This window comes from Rheinheimera tangshanensis (genome assembly GCF_014645135.1).
Lineage (GTDB): Bacteria > Pseudomonadota > Gammaproteobacteria > Enterobacterales > Alteromonadaceae > Pararheinheimera > Pararheinheimera tangshanensis.
In genome coordinates this window covers 822,125-840,989 of the sequence record NZ_BMLH01000001.1, presented here as the reverse complement: position 1 = coordinate 840,989, position 18,865 = coordinate 822,125, and the positions used below count along the sequence as shown (strand labels likewise).

The following is an 18,865-nucleotide window of genomic DNA, read 5'->3' as shown; positions in this document are numbered from 1 at the left end:
TTTCTGATGGCAGAAAGCCCGGAAAAGTCAAAACTTGCCGGGCTTTTTTTTGTCTTTTTCACGCCGAACGTAAGCAAAAGTAACACCTTACCTCTGGTCACCTTTGCTGATCCTTTAGTCACAGCAGGCAGGAAAATTAAGGCTTTGGGCGCCAGAATACAGGGGTGGCAAGAGCCATATATCAATACAGAGGGCTATCAAATGAACACCAAACTCATCTTTGCTGTAGCAACCTTAATTCTATCCACCACAGCCAGTGCTCAGAATTCTATGGATCCGCTCATCAAGAATATCTTGATTGAAAGCTGCACCCATGCTCAGAATGACGACCGCCTCAGCCTGAATAAAACGCTCAGAGCTAATCGCTTATCTAAACAGAATGCCGTCGATAAAGTCGTCTGTAATGGCAAAACCTTAGTCAACTTCGCCCGAAGCGCCAACGCGGATAAAGTGGTCGCCATGTTGGAACCCTACGAGCAACGCTCAAAAGGTAAAGTATCTATTTCTGATATCGTCGCCCCCTGATTAGTACGGCAAAGGGCTTATGCTTTAAATGAGTTCCACGATAAGATGTCTGGTCTTTTTAAATCATGGCAATGACAACACCAAGTACATAAAAAAGGCAGCCTCGCGGCTGCCAATGTCAGTGTAACCCGACCACGTAAATCAAATTTCTCTTGGTACTTGAAGTTGCAGCGTTGTTGACTGCGTGCGCTCACCCCAATCACATAGGACAACTATGCTCATGGGGATGCCGCACTTGTCGCCTGGCTGCACCATCAATTACTTTGAGTTTACTCTTCGTACTTGAAGTTGCAGCGTTGTTGACTGCACCATCAATTACTTTGAGTAGCTACCCGTCTTTCAGCAATTACTTAGCCATAAACCAGAGGTTAGGAGAACTGATTCATGGTGTTGTCTTTCCCTGAAGCCTTCAGCGCAGCTTCTCCAGAGAAATACTCTTTGTGATCATCACCAATGTCAGATCCAGACATATTCTGGTGCTTAACACAGGCGATGCCCTGACGAATTTCTTTGCGTTGTACGCCAGCCACATAACCCAGCATACCTGCAGCACCAAAGTACTCTTTCGCCAGATTGTCAGTCGACAAGGCCGCTGTGTGGTAAGTAGGTAAAGTGATCAGGTGGTGGAAAATACCTGCTTCACGTGCCGCATCCGCCTGGAAGGTCTGAATACGGTTGTCAGCTTCCTGCGCCAGCTCTGTCGTGTCGTAATCGGCACTCATCAGCTTGGCTCTGTCATAGGCAGAGACATCTTTACCTGCTGTTTTCCATGCATCAAACACTTGCTGACGGAAGTTCAGTGTCCAGTTAAAGGATGGGCTGTTGTTGTACACCAGCTTGGCATTAGGTACGACTTCACGAATACGATTGACCATTTCAGCGATTTGGCCGACATGAGGTTTCTCGGTTTCAATCCACAGCAAATCTGCGCCGTGTTGCAAAGACGTAATACAGTCCAGTACCACACGATCCACACCGCTGCCTGCTTTAAACTGGAACAAGCCACTTTGCAGACGTTTTGGTTTTAACAGCTTGCCATTGGCTTTGACCACTACATCGCCGTTTTGGATGTCAGAGGCGCTTTGAATGTAATCTCCGTCTAAAAAGCTGTTGTATAAATCGCCCAGATCACCTGGCTCGTTGGTCACCGCAATTTGCTTAGTTAAACCAGCGCCTAAGGAGTCAGTGCGGGCGACAATAATGCCGTTTTCGATGCCTAATTCTAAAAAGGCGTAACGCACCGCATTAATTTTGGCCAGGAAATCGGCGTGGGGCACTGTGACTTTACCGTCCTGGTGACCACATTGTTTTTCATCCGACACCTGATTTTCAATCTGAATGGCGCAGGCACCGGCTTCGATCATTTTTTTTGCCAGTAAGTAAGTAGCTTCGGCATTACCAAAACCCGCATCTATGTCGGCAATAATAGGCACGACATGAGTTTCGAAGTTATCGATTTTAGCCAGCACTTCGGCTGCTTTGGCTTGATCATCTTTAGCACGGGCGTCATCCAATTCACGGAATAAACCACCCAACTCGCGGGCATCGGCTTGCTTTAAGAAGGTATACAACTCTTCGATTAACGCAGGCACAGCGGTTTTTTCGTGCATAGATTGATCAGGCTGAGGACCAAACTCAGAACGCAGTGCGGCAATCATCCAGCCTGATAAATACAGGTATTTACGTTTGGTCGTGCCGAAATGTTTCTTGATAGCGATCAGTTTTTGTTGACCGATAAAGCCATGCCAGCAGCCTAAAGACTGAGTGTACTGGCTGCTGTCCGCATCATAAGCGGCCATATCTGCGCGCATAATGTCGGCGGTGTACTGCGCTATGTCTAAACCTGTTTTAAAACGGTTTTGCAGCTGCATCCGGGCTGCAGACTCGGCATTGATAGCGGCCCAGCCTGTTCCTTGTGCTTTGCAGCTTTGTTCCAGTTGTTGAATCGTCTGTTGATAAGCTGACATGGTGCATCCTCTGTGGTGTTGTCTTTTGTTTGACCGGCATTTAGTAGTTGCCGCTGTTGACATCCACTATAGGTTTCAATATTCGAATTCATGTAGCTGATTTTTTTGATTCCCATCATTCATTGTGTGAATATACAAAGCATCAAATTGACAGCAAATAATCATAAAGAAGTGAAAGCAGATGAATATCAGTAAAATTGACCTGAATTTGTTGGTGTATCTGGATGTATTGCTGCGGGAAAAAAATGTCACCCGTGCAGCCAATCGGCTGAATATCACGCAGCCCGCCATGAGTAATGGCCTGAAACGATTGAGGGATTTGCTGAACGACCCTATTCTGGTGCGTACCTCAGACGGTATGGTGCCTACAGAACGCGCCAAGGAATTGGCACCTGTGGTACGGGGAATTTTGCTTACCCTGGAAGAAACCTTACAACCGAATAAAGATTTTGAACCAGAGCACAGCCACAGAGTATTTCGTATTATGGCCAGTGATTATGCGGCCTCCACTCTTATTCCGGCGCTGCTGAAAAAGCTGAGGACTCAGGCGCCAGCTACTTCGCTGGATATTATGACGCCGTCCGACGTCACCTTTCATGATGTTGAAAACGGCAAAGTGGATATGGCGATTAACCGCTTTGATCAATTACCCCAGTCATTTCATCAAAAGACCATTTGGCGCGACAGTTTTGCCTGTTTGGTCAATAGCTTAAACCCAATTCTTGGCAATTTTAACTTAGACTCTTACTTAAAGGCCCAACATATCTGGGTCAGTAAAACTGGTTTTGGTGTCGGTGTGGGTATGGATCCGGCTGATGTGCAAAAACTCGGTTGGGTGGATGAAGCTTTAGCCAAGTTTGGCAAACAGCGTAATATCAGTGTATTTACCCGAAACTATCATGTGGCTATGCATTTGGCGGTGGAAACCGATTTGATTGCAACTTTACCTTTGCGTGCTGCGCTTTTGTATCAGAATGACGCGACGATGAAAGTGCTGGATCCGCCTTTTCCTATTCCATCCATTGAGCTGAAAATGATCTGGAGTCCGTTATTGCATCAGGATGCCAGTCATATCTGGTTACGGCGGTTAATCACAGAAGTAGCAGACGAGCTGCATCTTTAAATTGGGGTCAGATCACATTAGTTACGCATAACTAATGTGATCTGACCCCATTTTTATTAGGCGGTTAACAGCTCGTAAGCCGGTAAGGTCAGGAAATCGACCAATTGATCCGCTGTGGTAATTTGCAGCAGCAGAGCCTGAGCACGCTCAAACTGTTGCTGTTGCCACAACTCTTCGCCTACTTCTTCGCGCACTACAGCAGCTTCCTGCTGCAACATCTGCGCAAATAGCTCTTTGGTGACCAACTGGCCGTTATTCAAAGTCTTGCCGTGTTTAATCCACTGCCAAATCGAGGTACGACAGATTTCTGCTGTAGCCGCATCTTCCATCAGACCATAAATAGGCACACAGCCCTTGCCACTGATCCAGGCCGCTATGTATTGCAAAGCCACGCGGATATTGATGCGCATGCCAGCTTCGGTGCGCTCACCAGCGCTTGGTGCCAATAAATCGGCGGCAGTGACAGGCGCATCGTCGGAGCGGCTGATATGCAGCTGATTGGTTTTGCCATCTTTCAGGTAGTTGTTAAATACCGCATTGGCCGTCGCGGCTAAACCAGGGTGCGCCACCCAGGTACCGTCGTGACCGTTACTGGCTTCACGTTCTTTATCTGCCGTTACTTTAGTTAAGATCGCTTCATTGGCGACTGGATCTTTGGCTGGTATAAAAGCCGCCATGCCGCCCATCGCCAAAGCACCGCGTTTATGACAGGTTTTGATCAGTAACTTTGAGTAAGCCGACAAAAACGGCTGATCCATAGTCACCACCTGACGGTCTGGTAAAACACGGTCAGCATGGTTCTTTAAGGTTTTGATATAGCTGAAAATATAGTCCCAACGGCCACAGTTCAACGCCACTATATGCTCACGCAGTGCATGCAGAATTTCGTCCATCTCAAACACTGCTGGCAAGGTTTCAATCAACACAGTAGCGCGAATGGTGCCCACTGGCTGGTTAAACCTGGTTTGAGTAAAGCGGAACACTGAGTCCCACCAGGCGGCTTCTTTATAGCTCTGTAGCTTCGGCAGGTAGTAATACACACCTGAGCCTTTAGCTAAACGGGTCTGGTAGTTATGGAAAAAGTACAAGGCAAAGTCCACCAGTGAACCAGGAACTGCCTCGCCATCCACTTCTAAATGTTTCTCCCACAGATGTAAACCCCGCACCCGGGCTATTAACAAGGCCTGTTTGTCGCGCAGCGCATATTGTTTACCGGACTGGGGATCGCTGTAGCTGATGCTGCCTAAATTGGCATCACGTAAGTTGATCTGACCTTCTATCACGCCATCCCAGCTCGGCGCTTGCGAGTCTTCAAAGTCGGCCATAAAGACTTTTACATCAGCATTTAAGGCGTTAATGATCATTTTTCGATCGACTGGACCAGTAATTTCTACTCTTCTGTCCTGCAAATCAGCCGGAATAGCTGCTACTTTCCAGTCGCCAGAACGAATATCCGCAGTTTCAGCGCGAAAATCCGGCAAAGCGCCAGCGTCATAACGCGCCTGATCAACAGTGCGTTGCTGCAATAATAGCTTTAAAGGCGCGCGAAACTCGCGGGTAAGTTCAACAACCAGACGGCAAGCCTCTGGCGTTAATATGCTTTGAAATTCAGCCGGCAGGCGGCCTTTGATCTCTAATCCTGCAATGTTGCTGCTTGTCATTCTGGTGATCCTTGTCTGTAGCAATAGGAGTTCCCCTCACTATAAGCCGAACCCAGCCAGATCCCCACCATTTCAGCCATCAATAGGCTATATGCCAGACATTCAGCAAACTTATACAAATTAGAGCATTAATTCTAATTTATTGGCACGCCTTATGCTTTATACCCTGCGCAGCCAACTTATTTAAGCTGCGGAGTCAAAAGTTTGTCGGAGGTCATTAATGGAAGTTTTAATTTTAGTATTAGCCGTGTTGGTTGTGGTGGCAGCTTTTTTAGCCAGCCGTTTTATGAGCCATGGCAATCCTTTTCCATTTAGTAAGAAAAGCAGTCTTTTTACTCAGGTCGAGCGTTCTTACCTGAACATGCTGGAGCAGGCAGTCAAAGGAAAGTACAAAGTGATGAACAGAGTGAAAATGGCTGACATTCTTGAATTAAAAAGCAATGTAGATGCCAAATCACGAATCGCAGCGTCGGTTAAACTCAATGCCAAGTATCTGGATTTTGTTCTGTGCGATCCGACGGATATGAGCATTGTTGCTGTGGTTGATCTGGTCAACAACACAAGTAAAGACGGCCATAAAGCTGTACCGGACTGGTTTGTCAGTGGTGCTTTTGAAGCCGCAGGCATTCCTTATGTACGGATGAAAATCAAAACTGGCTATACTATCGCTGATATTCAACAAGGTTTAGCTGCTAAAATTGGTCAACATACATTAAAGCCAGAGCCTTTGTTAAAAGGTACAGTGAAGAAAAGCCCTACCCGGCCGATACGCCCACTGGAACCAGCGGTTCAGACCAATGCTTTACCCAGCATCATTCCGGAACGCAGCATTCGTTCTCAGTCCACGGCTATGATCCATTAGCAGATCTGCTACTTATTTATGAACTATTAGAAATAGTTCAACAGCTTCAGGCATTTGGAACATAAGTCACTCCGCACGCCTAAAGACCGAAGCCGCTCGCTGCAACGAGCGGCTTCACTTTTTTCCAGATCCTGAAAATAATTCTAAAGTCCGCGATCCTTTTGCCGATATGATGGTTGGAAATATGGCATGGGAGTGACTATGACACAATCCGTAGGCTCAGCTGCAGTTAGCCAGAGCTATGAACTGTTGGGTGCCAGTCTGGCAAAAACCCAGCAAAAACAGGAAGGGAGACAAACCTTGCAGTTGCTGGAAAGCGCTGTAAATTCGTCTTCGGCATTGCAGTCGCCAAGTCCGGTTCCTGTCGGCAACCTGGGTCAGAATATTGACATCTCGGTATAAGTAAAAAAGGGCTAACGCAAGTTAGCCCTTTTTATTTTCGAAGGACACATGATTAGCCCCACTCTTGTGCTGTGGGTAAAGCTGCAAAAGCACCAAATTTCTGACAGGTTAACGACCCCGCCTTTATAGCTTTTTCAATCATTTGCTGCTGGGCGCTTCGATCAGACAACAACTCAGCAAAGCTAGTTCCTTGGGTTAACTGCTGTGCTATCTGATGTAACCAGGCTCCAACAAAAGCGTCACCTGCCGCTGTAGTATCCACAACAGGTACGGCGGTTACTGGCACAGAAAACGAGTCCGCTTTGCTATAACTTTGTACTTGTGCTGCACCAGCTGTGACCACCAGCCAGGCGGGTCTGAAAGCAAGAATATGCTGCAACCAACTTGCTGAGCTTTGACCATCTGCAAGATAATCCAGCTCGTCTTCACTGAGTTTGACCAAATCGGCCATTTCCAGTAACTGGATCACTAACTCTCTGCTGGCTTTGCCTTCACTCCATAAGTTATGACGTAAATTAGCATCCACTGACACTAACCAGCCCTGTTGCTGCGCCAGCCTTACTAAAGCAAAACTGGTTTGAGCTATCTCAGGCTCAGTTAAGCTATTGGAGCATAAGTGCAAAATACCTTTTTGTTGCCAAAGCTCAGTCGGACAATGCTCCGCTTTGTACAGCAGATCAGCAGCAGGTGGCCGGTAAAAAGAGAAACTGCGGTCGCCCTCTTCATTCAGCGCGACAAAAGCAAGAGCGGTTTTCGCATCCAGCGTCTGACGCACAGCGCTGCAATCAACACCGTAACTTTGTAATTCCTGCAGTAAAAAATCACCAAACATGTCTTTACCCAACATGCCAATAAACTTGCTCTGTCCACCTAACCGGGCAACAGCCACAGCCACATTGGCAGGAGCACCTCCGGCAAAACGCTGAAACAGCCCAGGCTGTGTTTTGTCCTGCAGAAAATCAATCAACACCTCACCAAAACAGCAAACCGGAGTCGGATTCATTTATTGTATTCTCCTGAAGTGAGGTGCTAAAACCAGCACCAGAACTAAAACGTTTCAGATTCACTTTAGCGAATTGAAGGCCAGCTGTAAATATTCAGCGTATTATTTAAACATTTCATCATTAAAAGCCTTGCCAAAACAGAGAAAATGAAGTTCTATTAAGCACAGTATAGTGCAGGCACGGATCGGGGCAGATGCAGAAAACCACAACACAGTTACTGGAAAATCCAGAACTGTTAGGCGTAGAAAGCCAAAAAACACTTAAACGATTAAGTTCATCTTTAAAAACTACAGCAAAAGACAGTTGGAACGAGCTGCAGCTAAAGCTGGAGCAACAGTTACCCGTTCTGCTTGAGCTGTATTTGAGTTTGTATGGCGATCATTATGACTGCTATTACCATCTGGAACAGTTGCTAAAAATACTGGCAAGAAGTTCTGCTCAGCGCCCAGCTTATTTACGTCAGCAAGATAACAAGCCACAAAACTGGCACAAAACTCCCGATGCTTTGGGTGCAGCCTGTTATGTCGACCTGTTTGCCAAAGACTTTCAGGGCCTGGCACAGCGCATTCCCTACTTAAAACAAAGTGGTATTAATTATCTGCACCTGATGCCATTGTTTAAAGCGCCAGAGCCAAACAGCGATGGTGGTTATGCCGTCTCTGATTATCGCAGCACAATGCCACAACTGGGCTCCATGCAACAGCTTGCCGATTTAATGCAGCAGTTGCATCAACAAGGTATTAAGCCGGTGCTGGATTTTGTGTTTAACCACACCTCCGACGAACACCGCTGGGCGGAAAAAGCCAAAGCAGGTGATGCCGAGTATCGTGACTTCTATTTTTTCCTGACTGAACAAGAGCGTGACCAGTTTGCACCCAGCCTGCGGGAGATTTTCCCGGAAATTCGCCGTGGCTGTTTTACTCAGGACAACACTTCAGGTTTATGGATCTGGACCACCTTTAACAGCTTCCAGTGGGACTTAAATTATGCCAATCCGGCTGTCTTTAATGCCATGGCAGAAGAAATGTTGTTTTTGGCCAATCAGGGCGCTTCGGTGCTGCGTTTAGATGCTTTAGCTTTCGTCTGGAAACAAGCAGGAACCAACTGCGAAAATCTGCCCAAGGCGCACACTTTAATCAAAGCCTTTAATGCGGTAGCCCGCATCGCGGCTCCGGCTTTGCAGTTTAAATCAGAAGCTATAGTGCACCCGGATGAAGTGGTGAAATACATAGCGCCGGAAGAATGCCAGTTATCCTATAACCCGCTGTTGATGGCATTACTGTGGGAAAGTTTAGCCACCCGTAAAACCAGTTTATTGACCGAGTCCTTGCGTAAGCGTTTTGCCATCAACCCCCACTGCAGCTGGGTCAATTACATCCGTTGCCATGACGATATTGGTTGGACTTTTGATGACAACATTGCCTGGCAACTGGGCATGAATCCGGACCATCACCGTCAGTTCTTAAATCAGTTTTATACCGGGCAGTTTGAAGGCAGTTTTGCCTCTGGCGTGCCCTTTCAGCAAAACCCTGTGACAGGCGATTGCCGTGTAGCGGGCATGTTGGCGTCTTTGGCTGGGGTAGAAAAAGCTGAAATCGACAAAAATCCAACACATCTGCAGCACGCACTGCAGCGGATTTATCTGCTCAATGCTGTCATATTAAGTATTGGCGGTTTGCCGCTGCTCTATATGGGTGACGAGCTGGGTTTAAAAAATGATTACAGCTATGTGCTGGACCCTGCGAAAAAAGACGACAGCCGCTGGGTCAACAGAGTGGCAGTGACAGATAAACAATTAGCGCAGGCGACTAACACCGATACCTTATCAGGCCAGATTTACCAACAGTTACAGCAGTTGATCCAAACCAGAGCCTTATTGCCTGTCTTAGGTTCAGGCACGACAGAGATTTTGCAGGATAACAATCCACATTTATTTTCATACCAACGCCAACTGGACGGCAAACGTCTGGTGGCTGTAGTGAACTTCTCTGAACACCCACAGCACTGCGATTCTTTATCTGGCCAATTATGGTTCGACGAACTGACAGCTCAGAAACTGCCAGCTGGACCATTACAACTTTTACCTTATCAGGTGCTGTGGTTAACTCCGGCTCTTTGATAGCCTCTTCCCTGATAACACCAGGTGGTGGATAGCCCTGGTGTTTGACTTTAGAAGCCCCTGCAAAGGGGCTATTTTTTAAAGAATAGGCAAGCTTAGTAGTCCGACACTGTATTGACCTTACTTTATCCATCAAGAATCCGCCAACTAACGCATTTAGCATTGATCTGTAAGCCAAAATAAAGCACCCTGAAACCGCTTTCAATACCATCAAAAAGGACAGGGTTATGCTTTTTTTAAAGAAAAAACTAACAAAAACTGCGCAAATACTGAGTCTGGTTTTAGCCAGCACTGCTGCTGGTTTCAGCTATGCCGATACAACAGCAGTTGCAGGGACAACACCTCAATTGAGTGTGCAGTTGTGGTCAGTCAAAGACGCGATGCAGGCCGACTTTGAAGGCACGCTCACTAAACTTGCCGCTATGGGTTTTGATGGAATTGAGTTTGCCGGATTTTTTGGCAACTACGCCAATGACCCTGCTGGTTTAAAAGCATTTTTAGATAAACTTGGTTTAAAAGCTTCAGGTGCTCATGTGCCTTTTGAGAAACTTAGCCCTGAACAACTCGAAACCACAGTCGCTTTTTATAAAGCGATAGACTGCCATTATTTAATTATTCCAATGGATCAGCGTGCTTTTACCGTTGAAGGTGCAAAAGCCGTAGCCGCTGATTTAGCCGCAGTACAAGAAAAACTGACCCCTTTAGGTATGCAGGTCGGTTATCACAACCACAAACCAGAAATGCTGGGCGAAATGGGCAAAACCCCATGGGATGTGATAGGTAAAAATACCAACAGCAAAGTGATATTGCAGCAAGATGTCGGCTGGACTGAAGTGGCGGGCAAAGATCCGGTCGATTTTGTTAAAGCGTATCCGGGCCGCACTATTACCACGCACTACAAAGCGTCGGCGCCAGAGCCTGGTAATACTGAAGATCCTATTATTGGTAAAGACACCACCGACTGGAAAGCCTTGATCAGCGCCAATAAAACCATAGGCGGCACGCAATGGCTGGTGGTAGAACAGGAATCTTACCCTGCTGGTATGACACCAATGCAAAGTGTGGAAGCCTCGCTCAAAGGCTTACAGGCCATTATTGCTGAGATGAAGTAGTAAAAACGGGGTCAGATCACATTAGTTACGCATAACTAGTGTGATCTGACCCCAATTTTTTATAGCTTACGAACCCAGATATTGCGGAAACTGACGCTGTCGCCGTGATCCTGTAATTTCAGTGGTAGGCAGCCGTGCGCTTTCACTTGAGGTGCTCCTATCCATTCCGTAGTGCCAGCAATTTCAGTATGGTTTTGCAACAACACACCATTGTGCAGCACTGTGACATAACCTGGCGACAAGCGCTTTTCACCGTCAAAACGTGGCGCTTTGTAGATGATGTCGTATTCTTGCCACTCCCCTGTCGGACGGGTTGCGTTCGCCAGCGGAATAGTCTGTTTATACACAGCACCAGCCTGACCATTTGGATAGGTCTTATTTTGGTACGAATCTAAAATCTGGATTTCGTACATGTCCTGTAAAAAGATGCCGCTGTTGTTACGCAGCTGGCCTTCTTTATCCATTCGATCTTTACCAACACGCCATTCCAGATGCAGCTGAATATCGCAAAACGACTCTTTACTGCGGATATCGCCCGTGCCAGGTTTGACCGTCAGTACAGCATCTTTCATAGTCCACTGCGCTTCGGCGCCCGTATTCACCGACGTCCACTGCGACAGATTTTGGTCCAATAGCTGTATCGCATCTGAAGGCGCCTGTCCTTTGACTGCAGTTACCACTGGCGGCACCGGAGTCCAGACTTCAGTCTTAGCCGCTAAGGCATGACGCTCTGCATCAGTTAATGTGCTGATATCAGTAGCGGCCAGAGCTGCAGCGCTGAATGACAGCGCAACGCCAATCCATACATAGTTCATTATAAATACCTTAAAAAAGGCGGACTGAGCCGCCTGTTAATGAAAATAGCCAGCTTAGGTGGCCCAGGCCTTATCACCTTTTTTATAAGGAAGATCGCCATCGTATTTACCCGGCACTGCTACGTAACGCAGTGCTTCAGTGCCACCCACCTGTGAGGTGAAGAAAGTGAATAAACTCAGCTGTTTTAATAAAGTGAAGTAATGCAACTCGCCCTTACGATCAGACGACTTGGAGCTGGCCAGAGAACTGCTACCTTCCAGACCACTGGTGCCGCCTTTTTTGGCTTCCTGGTCCAGCTGACTCAACAGCGCTAGCTTCTGTTCAGGTTTAAGGGCCATAAAATCTTGCTTAAACTGTTGTTTACTTAAGCTTTTGATGTGCTTTAAACCGGCAAAAAATAAGGTCTGATGCTCCAGGCTATAGCAGTCATTGACCAGCACGGCCATCACAGCACCACAACCTGCCGCTTTCGCACCAGGGCTGCTGGTTTGCGGCAGAATGGTGTCGGCAATTTCATCCAGCATCGCCACGTCGTCAGCGGTATACAGGGTTTTACCGGCATCCGGTGACTTCATGCCTGCAGCCCAGAGTTCTCCGCCCACCATGGCCATCCCTGTGGCCGCAGCAATCATCTTTAACAGGTCACGTCTGTTCATCTTACAGCTCCCCTTTTTTCAGCTGCTCAACCGCGAAATTGGCGGCCCGTGCTGTTAGTGCCATATAGGTCAGTGACGGATTGACGCAGGATGCGGAGGTCATACAAGCACCATCGGTTACAAACACATTAGGTGCATCCCACACCTGATTATTTCCGTTCAGAACTGAGGTTTTCGGATCACGCCCCATCCGGGCTGTGCCCATTTCATGAATGCCCATACCCGGACCATAGTCTCCGGCATAACCCTGCACATTTTTCACGCCTGCGGCTTGCAGAATATCAATAGCGTCCTGCTTCATGTCTTCACGCATTTTCAGTTCATTGGCTTTGAGCTCGACATCCATCGCCAGCACAGGCAAACCCCATTTATCTTTGCGGTTTTTGTCGAGGAAAATACGGTTGCTGTGATCAGGCAGTATTTCACCAAAGCCGCCCATACCTATGCTCCATGGACCAGGCTGAGTTAAGGCGTCTTTAAAGTCGGCTCCAATGCTCAGTTCTGCCACATCGCGGCTCCAGCCCTGACGACTGGCCGACCCCTGGTAACCAAAACCACGCAGATAATCGCGCTTATCACTACCCCAGTTGCGGAAACGCGGAATATAGAAACCAGAAGGACGACGGCCAAAATAGTATTTGTCATCAAAGCCTTCCACTTCACCAAAAGCGCCAACGCCTAAGTGGTGGTCCATCACGTTGTGACCAAGTTCACCGCTGCTGCTGCCTAAGCCACCTTGCCAGATATCGGTGGCGGAGTTCATCAAAATCCAGGTGGAGTTAAAGGACGACGCGTTGAGGAACACAATGTTACTTGTGAACTCATAGGTCATGTTGGTTTCGCTATCCAGTACTTCGACACCACGAGCTTTTTTAGTGTTTTTGTCGTACAACACCTGGGTAACAATAGAAAAAGGCCGCACCGTTAAGTTGCCGGTTTTCATCGCCACAGGTAAAGTGGCTGACTGGGTGCTGAAATAACCACCAAAAGGGCAGCCCAACCAGCACTTATTACGGTACTGACAACCCACCCGGTTTTGCTCCGGTTTAGGTTGTGTGATATTGGCGCAACGGCCATGGATCATGTGTCGACTGCCACCAAAGGCCTTTTTCAGCCGGGCCGCCACACTTTGCTCGACAATATTCAGCGGCACCGGAGGTAAATACTGGCCATCAGGTAATACATCCAGACCATCGCGAACACCAGCAATACCAGCAAAACTCTCAGCATAATCGTACCAGGGGGCTAAATCCTTGTAACGGATAGGCCAATCGACCGCAATACCATCTTTGAGGTTAGCTTCAAAATCCAGCTCGTTAAAACGGTAGCTCTGACGTCCCCATAATAAGGAACGCCCGCCTAAGTGGTAACCACGGAACCAGTCATAACGTTTGACTTCGGTGTAAGGCGACTCTTGTTCATTGGCCCACATACCAAAAGTGCTTTCATTTAACGGATAATCGCGCGACAACACCGGATAATCTTTTTTCATCTGATTGGTTGGCTTGTCGCGGTGTGGATAATCCCAGGCTTCTTTAAAAGCATTCGGATAATCTTTAATGTGTTCGATAGGCCGACCTCGTTCCAACATCAGCACTTTCAGGCCTTTTTCGGTCAGCTCTTTAGCAGCCCAGCCACCGCTGATGCCAGACCCCACCACTATGGCGTCGTAATGATTCTGCGCAACTGTCATCTTGTTGTCCCCTGTTGGGCGGGTTTTGTACCAGTCATATCGGAATGACTTTGGCTACATGCCCTGTTTTCATTATGTATGGCAAAGCAGTCTGGCCGCTTTGTCCCGGTTTAAACATCACAAATACGAATAGCCTGAGCCAATGACTGCGCTCTGCCTTCTTTGGTTTTGGGTGTTGGTACAAATTCCTGCGCCAGATAGCCGGTAAAACCTATATCTCGAATAGCTTTAGCTATAGCGGCGTAGTTCAGCTCCTGCGAGTCATCAATTTCATGGCGGCCCGGCACGCCTGCAGTGTGATAGTGGCCAAAATACTGATGGTTGTCTTTGATAGTACGAATAATGTCACCTTCCATAATCTGCATATGGTAGATGTCGTATAACAGTTTAAAGTTCTGCGAGTTCAGTCGCTTGCATAGCTCAATAGCCCAGGCAGAGCCATCGGCCAGATAATCCGGGTGATCGACTTTGCTGTTAAACAACTCCATCTGCAGCACCACCCCTCGTTTTTCGGCATGAGGCAAAATCTGTTTCAAACCAGTCACCGCATTTTGCAGTGCTATTTCTCTGTCCATACCACGGGCATTGCCGCTAAAACAGATCAGGTTTTTATAACCAGCCTCTGCCACTAAATCTATGTGATGTAAGTAGCGTTTTATCAGCTCTGGATGGAACTTAGGATCAGACCAGCCATCCGTCAGATTCAGTTCTGCGCCATTGCACATAGAGCTATCCACGCCATGCTTTTTCAGTACAGGCCAGTCTTCAGGGCCCACTAAGTCGATGGCACTGAAACCTAATGATTTGACCAACAGGCACAGCTCTTCCATGGATAAATCACCATAAGTCCAGCGACTGACCGAATGGCGGATATTACCTTTGAGTGCACCAGTAGTTGATGGTGCCGCAGACGCCGCACCTGACAGCAATAAACCTGAACCCAAGACCGAGGCACCGATAGCGCCAGCGGCCAGTTGCTTTAATAATTCACGACGGGGCAGTTGTTGTCTCATGGCTGCTTGTCCTCGGCTTGTTGCAGTGGCTCGTTTTTAAAGATAACGGCAAACAGCACCAGCACAACACCAGCAAATACCGCAGGGAATAACCAGATCGATGTCCAGTCTGTCGCTTCAGCTGTGCTGTAAGCCTGAGTGATTTGGCCTGCTACGCTAAATCCAATCAGCATACCTATACCGTAAGTGGCCAGCGTGATCAGCCCCTGAGCAGCGCTGCGGATTTTCACACCAGCTTTGCTATTGGTGTAAATCTGACCTGACACGAAGAAGAAGTCATAACAAATACCGTGCAGCGCTATACCAATCACCAGTAACCACAAACCCTGACCTGCATCGCCGTAGGCAAACAGAACATAACGTAACACCCAGGCGGCCATACCTAACAACAAGGTCCAGCGAATACCAAAACGATTCAGAAATAGCGGTAAAGCCAGCATAAATAACACTTCAGACACCTGGCCTAAGGTCATTTTTCCTGTGGCATTTTCAACACCTATACCGGTCAGGAAAGGGTTGGCATTCTGGTAATAAAAGGCTAGTGGAATACAAATCAGCACTGAAGCTAAAAAGAATAGAGCGAAGTTACGATCTTTCAAAAGTGCTAAAGCGTCCAGCCCCAGCAACTCGCCTAATTTTAATTGCTGACCACGACCAGCCGGAGGAGTAGCAGGTAAGGTAAAGCTATATACACCTAAAGCCAGAGAGGCTGCAGCACACATCAGGAAAGTATTTTTCAACGCGCCATCTGCGATGGCCTGCTGCGCATCCCAACCAAAGGCATAACTGATGACTAAACCTGCAGCTATCCAGCCGATTGTGCCCCAAACCCGGATTTGACCAAACTCCAGTTCTGGTTGTTTTAACTGGCCAAAAGATACAGAGTTTACCAACGCCAGCGTTGGCATATAAGCCAGCATGTAGCCTAAAACCAGCGGATAAAAGGTAGTAAAATCAGTGGCCTGATACATAAAGTACATCAGCACAGCGCCCACTAAATGCAAAAGACCCAATAAACGTTCAGCGTTAAAAAAACGGTCGGCTATTAAGCCGACGATAAATGGCGCAATGATGGCGCCCCAGGATTGAGTTGAAAACGCCATGCCTGTTTGTGGGCCAGTGGCCTGCAGGTTCTGGCTTAAAAAAGTCCCCAAAGTGACAAACCAGCCACCCCAGATAAAAAACTGCAAAAACATCATGCTGCATAAGCGTATTTTTATGCTGTTCATTCTATTCGTATTCCCCGTTGATTTTACCCTTAATCCTTAAAGCTGCTCAGTTCTTGCCTGCATCATCAATGATTGTGGGTAATTGAACTATTATTTTTATGCGACTAAGGTTTTAACCCCAAAATCCGGCGGTTACGCGCTTCGTCTGTTTTTGCTCCGGCAAAGTCATCAAAGGCTCTGCCCGCTTTTTCAATCAGGTGAGACGCGATAAATGGAGCTCCCTCGCGTGCGCCCTGGCTTGAATCTTTTAAACAACATTCCCACTCCAGCACGGCCCAGCCATCGAAGTCGTACTGAGTTAACTTGCTGAAAATACCTTTAAAATCAACCTGACCATCGCCTAAAGAACGGAAACGCCCTGGCCTTTGGACCCAATTCTGATAACCGCCATAGACACCACTGCGACCGTTTGGCCGGAACTCAGCATCTTTGACATGAAACATTTTGATTCTGCTGTGGTAGCGGTCAATAAAATCTAAATAATCCAGCTGTTGCAGCACAAAGTGACTTGGGTCAAACAAAATATTGGCGCGTGGATGGTGATTGGTAGCTTCTAAAAACAGCTCAAAGGTAGCGCCGTCATGTAAATCTTCGCCCGGATGGATTTCGTAACACAAATCCACTCCCGCTTCGTCAAAGGCATCAAGAATTGGCAACCAGCGTTTAGCTAATTCAGCAAAGCCCTGCTCCACTAAACCTGCCGGGCGTTGTGGCCACGGATAGACTAAATGCCACAGCAAAGCGCCGGAAAAAGTCACATGAGCTGTTAAACCCAAATTCTGACTGGCTTTAGCGGCCAGTTTTAACTGCTTAATCGCCCATTCGGTGCGCTCTGCTGGTTTACCCCGTAAAGCCTCCGGAGCGAAGTTATCAAACAGCTCATCATAAGCTGGATGCACAGCGACAAGCTGGCCTTGCAAGTGAGTCGACAGCTCGGTGATTTCAACACCTGCAGCGCGGCATTTAGCCTGTATGTCATCACAATAAGCCTGACTGGTTGCGGCTAATTCCAGATCAAAAAAAGCCGGATTGTTGGTGGGCACCTGAATGCCTTTGTAACCTAAATCAGCCGCCCATTTGGCCATACTGACTACGTGGTTAAAAGGTGCTTCATCACCCATAAACTGAGCCAGAAATATGGCTGGCCCTTTGATTTTACTCATCTGTGATCCTTGAGCCAGCGTTCTGGCTAATCAAAAAATTCAATGCCGCAGCTTTATTCAACAGCAGGCACAGACAGCCATTTTTCATTGCTGTGCTGACTGCTGCTGACAGTTTCAATAAATGCCATACCCCGCATCCCGGCTTTAATGCCTGGTACACCAGTGGGAGTACCTTTTTCGCCTTTGCGGATCGCCGCAGCAAAATCGCGGTATAAATTCCCCATAGCTTCCAGATAACCTTCCGGGTGACCTGCAGGCAAACGACAACGACGGGAGGCTTCAGCGCCTAAACCAGCCTGACCAGCACCGGCCCGCAATACCTGAACAGGAGCACCATGAGGTTTCACTAAGAGCGTGTTCGGTTCCATCTGATGCCATTCCAGACCCGCCTTATCGCCATAAATACGGATTTTCAGCGCGTTTTCTTCACCGGCACAAATCTGACTTGCCATCAGCACACCGCTGGCACCGCCGTTGGTGCGGAATAAAGCTGCACCATCATCATCAAGACGACGGCCTGCGACATGGCTTTTCAGTTCGGCACAAAGTTCGGTGATCTGCTGGCCGCTGATAAATTCAGCCATACCAAAAGCATGAGTACCAATATCGGCCATACAACCACTGGCACCGGCCTGAGCCGGATCAGTGCGCCAGCTGGCTTGTTTGTTTTGACTGCTTTCTAAATCTTCAGTCAGCCAGCCTTGTGGGTATTCAACAAAGATTTTACGGATAGTACCCAAAGTACCGTTTTGCACCAGCTCCTTGGCTTGCCATACCATTGGATAACCAAGATAAGTGTGAGCCAGGCCATAGAGGCTATTACTGGCTTTCAGATCCACAGCCAATTGCTGAGTTTCAGCGAGCGTGACACCAGCAGGTTTTTCACAAAACACATGAAAACCTGCAGCGATGGCAGCGCGGCTGATAGGCACATGCAGCTGATTAGGTGTGACTATGACTAACAGCTGCATGCGTTTGTCTTCTGGTAACGCCGCTTCTTTTTGCAGTAATTCCTGCCAACTGCTGTACAGACGGGTTGGCTCAAGACACAAGTCTTGCCCTGTGCGCTGGTTGTTACCAGCATCGCGGCTAAAAGCGCCGCAGACTAATTCAATCTGACCGTCTAAAGCTGCAGCATGACGATGCACAGCGCCGATAAAAGCACCTTCGCCGCCACCTATCATACCCATACGAATTTTTTGTTTAGCTGGGACTTGCATGGTTTTTTCCCTGTGGTTTACAGACACAAACGCAACATGACTGTAGATCAAATTTTGAAACTGTAAAAAATGTAACGGATTACATTTTGTGTCGTCAATAGAAAATCCGTTGTTTGTCGCAAATCACGCACTTTAAATGTACAAAGATGAAAAAAAGCCGCACCAAATAAGAGCATTTGCACTAATCAAGCCTAAGACTTTCGAAACAACTCGCTTCCCATTTATAAAAAAGTGCTTTATAAATGATATCGGTTACATCTATGGCGTTTAGCGGGCTTATACCGGACTAAACAGATGCAT

At 47.5% G+C, this 18,865-nt stretch carries 16 protein-coding genes; 6 read left to right on the top strand and 10 right to left on the bottom strand.

The window, feature by feature from the left end:
• Nucleotides 1-6 precede the first annotated feature (6 nt).
• Nucleotides 7-525: a DUF3718 domain-containing protein gene (locus IEW88_RS18630; RefSeq protein ID WP_229670269.1), complete on the top strand. Its 519-nt coding sequence runs from the start codon at nt 7-9 to the stop codon at nt 523-525.
• A 368-nt stretch (nt 526-893) separates the two neighbouring features.
• Here IEW88_RS18630 and IEW88_RS03755 read toward each other — a convergent pair whose 3' ends face one another.
• Nucleotides 894-2,492 carry an isocitrate lyase gene (locus tag IEW88_RS03755; protein ID WP_147902689.1) on the bottom strand — a complete coding sequence of 533 codons (1,599 nt, stop codon included), beginning with the start codon at nt 2,490-2,492 and terminating at the stop codon, nt 894-896.
• A gap of 181 nt (nt 2,493-2,673) precedes the next feature.
• Here IEW88_RS03755 and IEW88_RS03750 point away from each other — a divergent pair, with 181 nt between their 5' ends.
• Nucleotides 2,674-3,615: a LysR family transcriptional regulator gene (locus IEW88_RS03750; RefSeq protein ID WP_147902690.1), complete on the top strand. Its 942-nt coding sequence runs from the start codon at nt 2,674-2,676 to the stop codon at nt 3,613-3,615.
• A 56-nt stretch (nt 3,616-3,671) separates the two neighbouring features.
• On the opposite strand, the gene aceB is transcribed toward IEW88_RS03750, so the two are convergent.
• Nucleotides 3,672-5,276, bottom strand: coding sequence for a malate synthase A (aceB, locus tag IEW88_RS03745; protein WP_147902691.1), 1,605 nt, complete (start codon nt 5,274-5,276; stop codon nt 3,672-3,674).
• 220 nt (nt 5,277-5,496) lie between these two features.
• Here aceB and IEW88_RS03740 point away from each other — a divergent pair, with 220 nt between their 5' ends.
• A complete protein-coding gene (locus tag IEW88_RS03740; protein ID WP_053425426.1) occupies nt 5,497-6,138 on the top strand; it encodes a DUF2726 domain-containing protein in 642 nt (213 codons plus the stop codon).
• Nucleotides 6,139-6,339: 201 nt separating this feature from the next.
• Nucleotides 6,340-6,540 (top strand): hypothetical protein, encoded by a 201-nt coding sequence (locus tag IEW88_RS03735; RefSeq protein ID WP_053425425.1) that lies wholly within the window; start codon nt 6,340-6,342, stop codon nt 6,538-6,540.
• A gap of 52 nt (nt 6,541-6,592) precedes the next feature.
• Here the strand turns inward: IEW88_RS03735 and IEW88_RS03730 are convergent, their stop codons facing one another.
• Nucleotides 6,593-7,543: a carbohydrate kinase family protein gene (locus tag IEW88_RS03730; protein WP_147902692.1), complete on the bottom strand. Its 951-nt coding sequence runs from the start codon at nt 7,541-7,543 to the stop codon at nt 6,593-6,595.
• A gap of 194 nt (nt 7,544-7,737) precedes the next feature.
• Between IEW88_RS03730 and IEW88_RS03725 the strand changes: the two genes are divergently transcribed.
• Nucleotides 7,738-9,663 (top strand): alpha-amylase family protein, encoded by a 1,926-nt coding sequence (locus IEW88_RS03725; RefSeq protein WP_147902693.1) that lies wholly within the window; start codon nt 7,738-7,740, stop codon nt 9,661-9,663.
• A 227-nt stretch (nt 9,664-9,890) separates the two neighbouring features.
• On the top strand, nt 9,891-10,775 hold the full coding sequence (locus IEW88_RS03720) for a sugar phosphate isomerase/epimerase family protein (protein ID WP_147902694.1): 885 nt from the start codon (nt 9,891-9,893) through the stop codon (nt 10,773-10,775).
• 59 nt (nt 10,776-10,834) lie between these two features.
• On the opposite strand, the gene IEW88_RS03715 is transcribed toward IEW88_RS03720, so the two are convergent.
• The 7 genes from IEW88_RS03715 to IEW88_RS03685 form a co-directional block, all read right to left on the bottom strand.
• Nucleotides 10,835-11,590 carry a 3-keto-disaccharide hydrolase gene (locus IEW88_RS03715; protein ID WP_147902695.1) on the bottom strand — a complete coding sequence of 252 codons (756 nt, stop codon included), beginning with the start codon at nt 11,588-11,590 and terminating at the stop codon, nt 10,835-10,837.
• Nucleotides 11,591-11,644: 54 nt separating this feature from the next.
• The gene (locus IEW88_RS03710) at nt 11,645-12,247 is read right to left on the bottom strand and encodes a gluconate 2-dehydrogenase subunit 3 family protein (protein WP_147902696.1); all 603 of its coding nucleotides are present in this window, start codon (nt 12,245-12,247) and stop codon (nt 11,645-11,647) included.
• 1 nt (nt 12,248) lies between these two features.
• The gene (locus IEW88_RS03705) at nt 12,249-13,940 is read right to left on the bottom strand and encodes a GMC oxidoreductase (RefSeq protein ID WP_147902697.1); all 1,692 of its coding nucleotides are present in this window, start codon (nt 13,938-13,940) and stop codon (nt 12,249-12,251) included.
• A gap of 110 nt (nt 13,941-14,050) precedes the next feature.
• Nucleotides 14,051-14,953: a hydroxypyruvate isomerase family protein gene (locus IEW88_RS03700; RefSeq protein WP_053425419.1), complete on the bottom strand. Its 903-nt coding sequence runs from the start codon at nt 14,951-14,953 to the stop codon at nt 14,051-14,053.
• Nucleotides 14,950-16,182, bottom strand: coding sequence for a nucleoside permease (locus tag IEW88_RS03695; protein WP_147902698.1), 1,233 nt, complete (start codon nt 16,180-16,182; stop codon nt 14,950-14,952). The genes IEW88_RS03700 and IEW88_RS03695 overlap by 4 nt, the downstream gene beginning before the upstream one ends.
• Nucleotides 16,183-16,286: 104 nt before the next feature.
• The gene (locus IEW88_RS03690; RefSeq protein WP_053425418.1) at nt 16,287-17,345 is read right to left on the bottom strand and encodes a sugar phosphate isomerase/epimerase family protein; all 1,059 of its coding nucleotides are present in this window, start codon (nt 17,343-17,345) and stop codon (nt 16,287-16,289) included.
• 53 nt (nt 17,346-17,398) lie between these two features.
• Entirely contained in the window at nt 17,399-18,565 is a 1,167-nt protein-coding gene (locus IEW88_RS03685; protein WP_147902699.1) for a Gfo/Idh/MocA family protein, read from the bottom strand.
• Nucleotides 18,566-18,865: the final 300 nt, after the last annotated feature.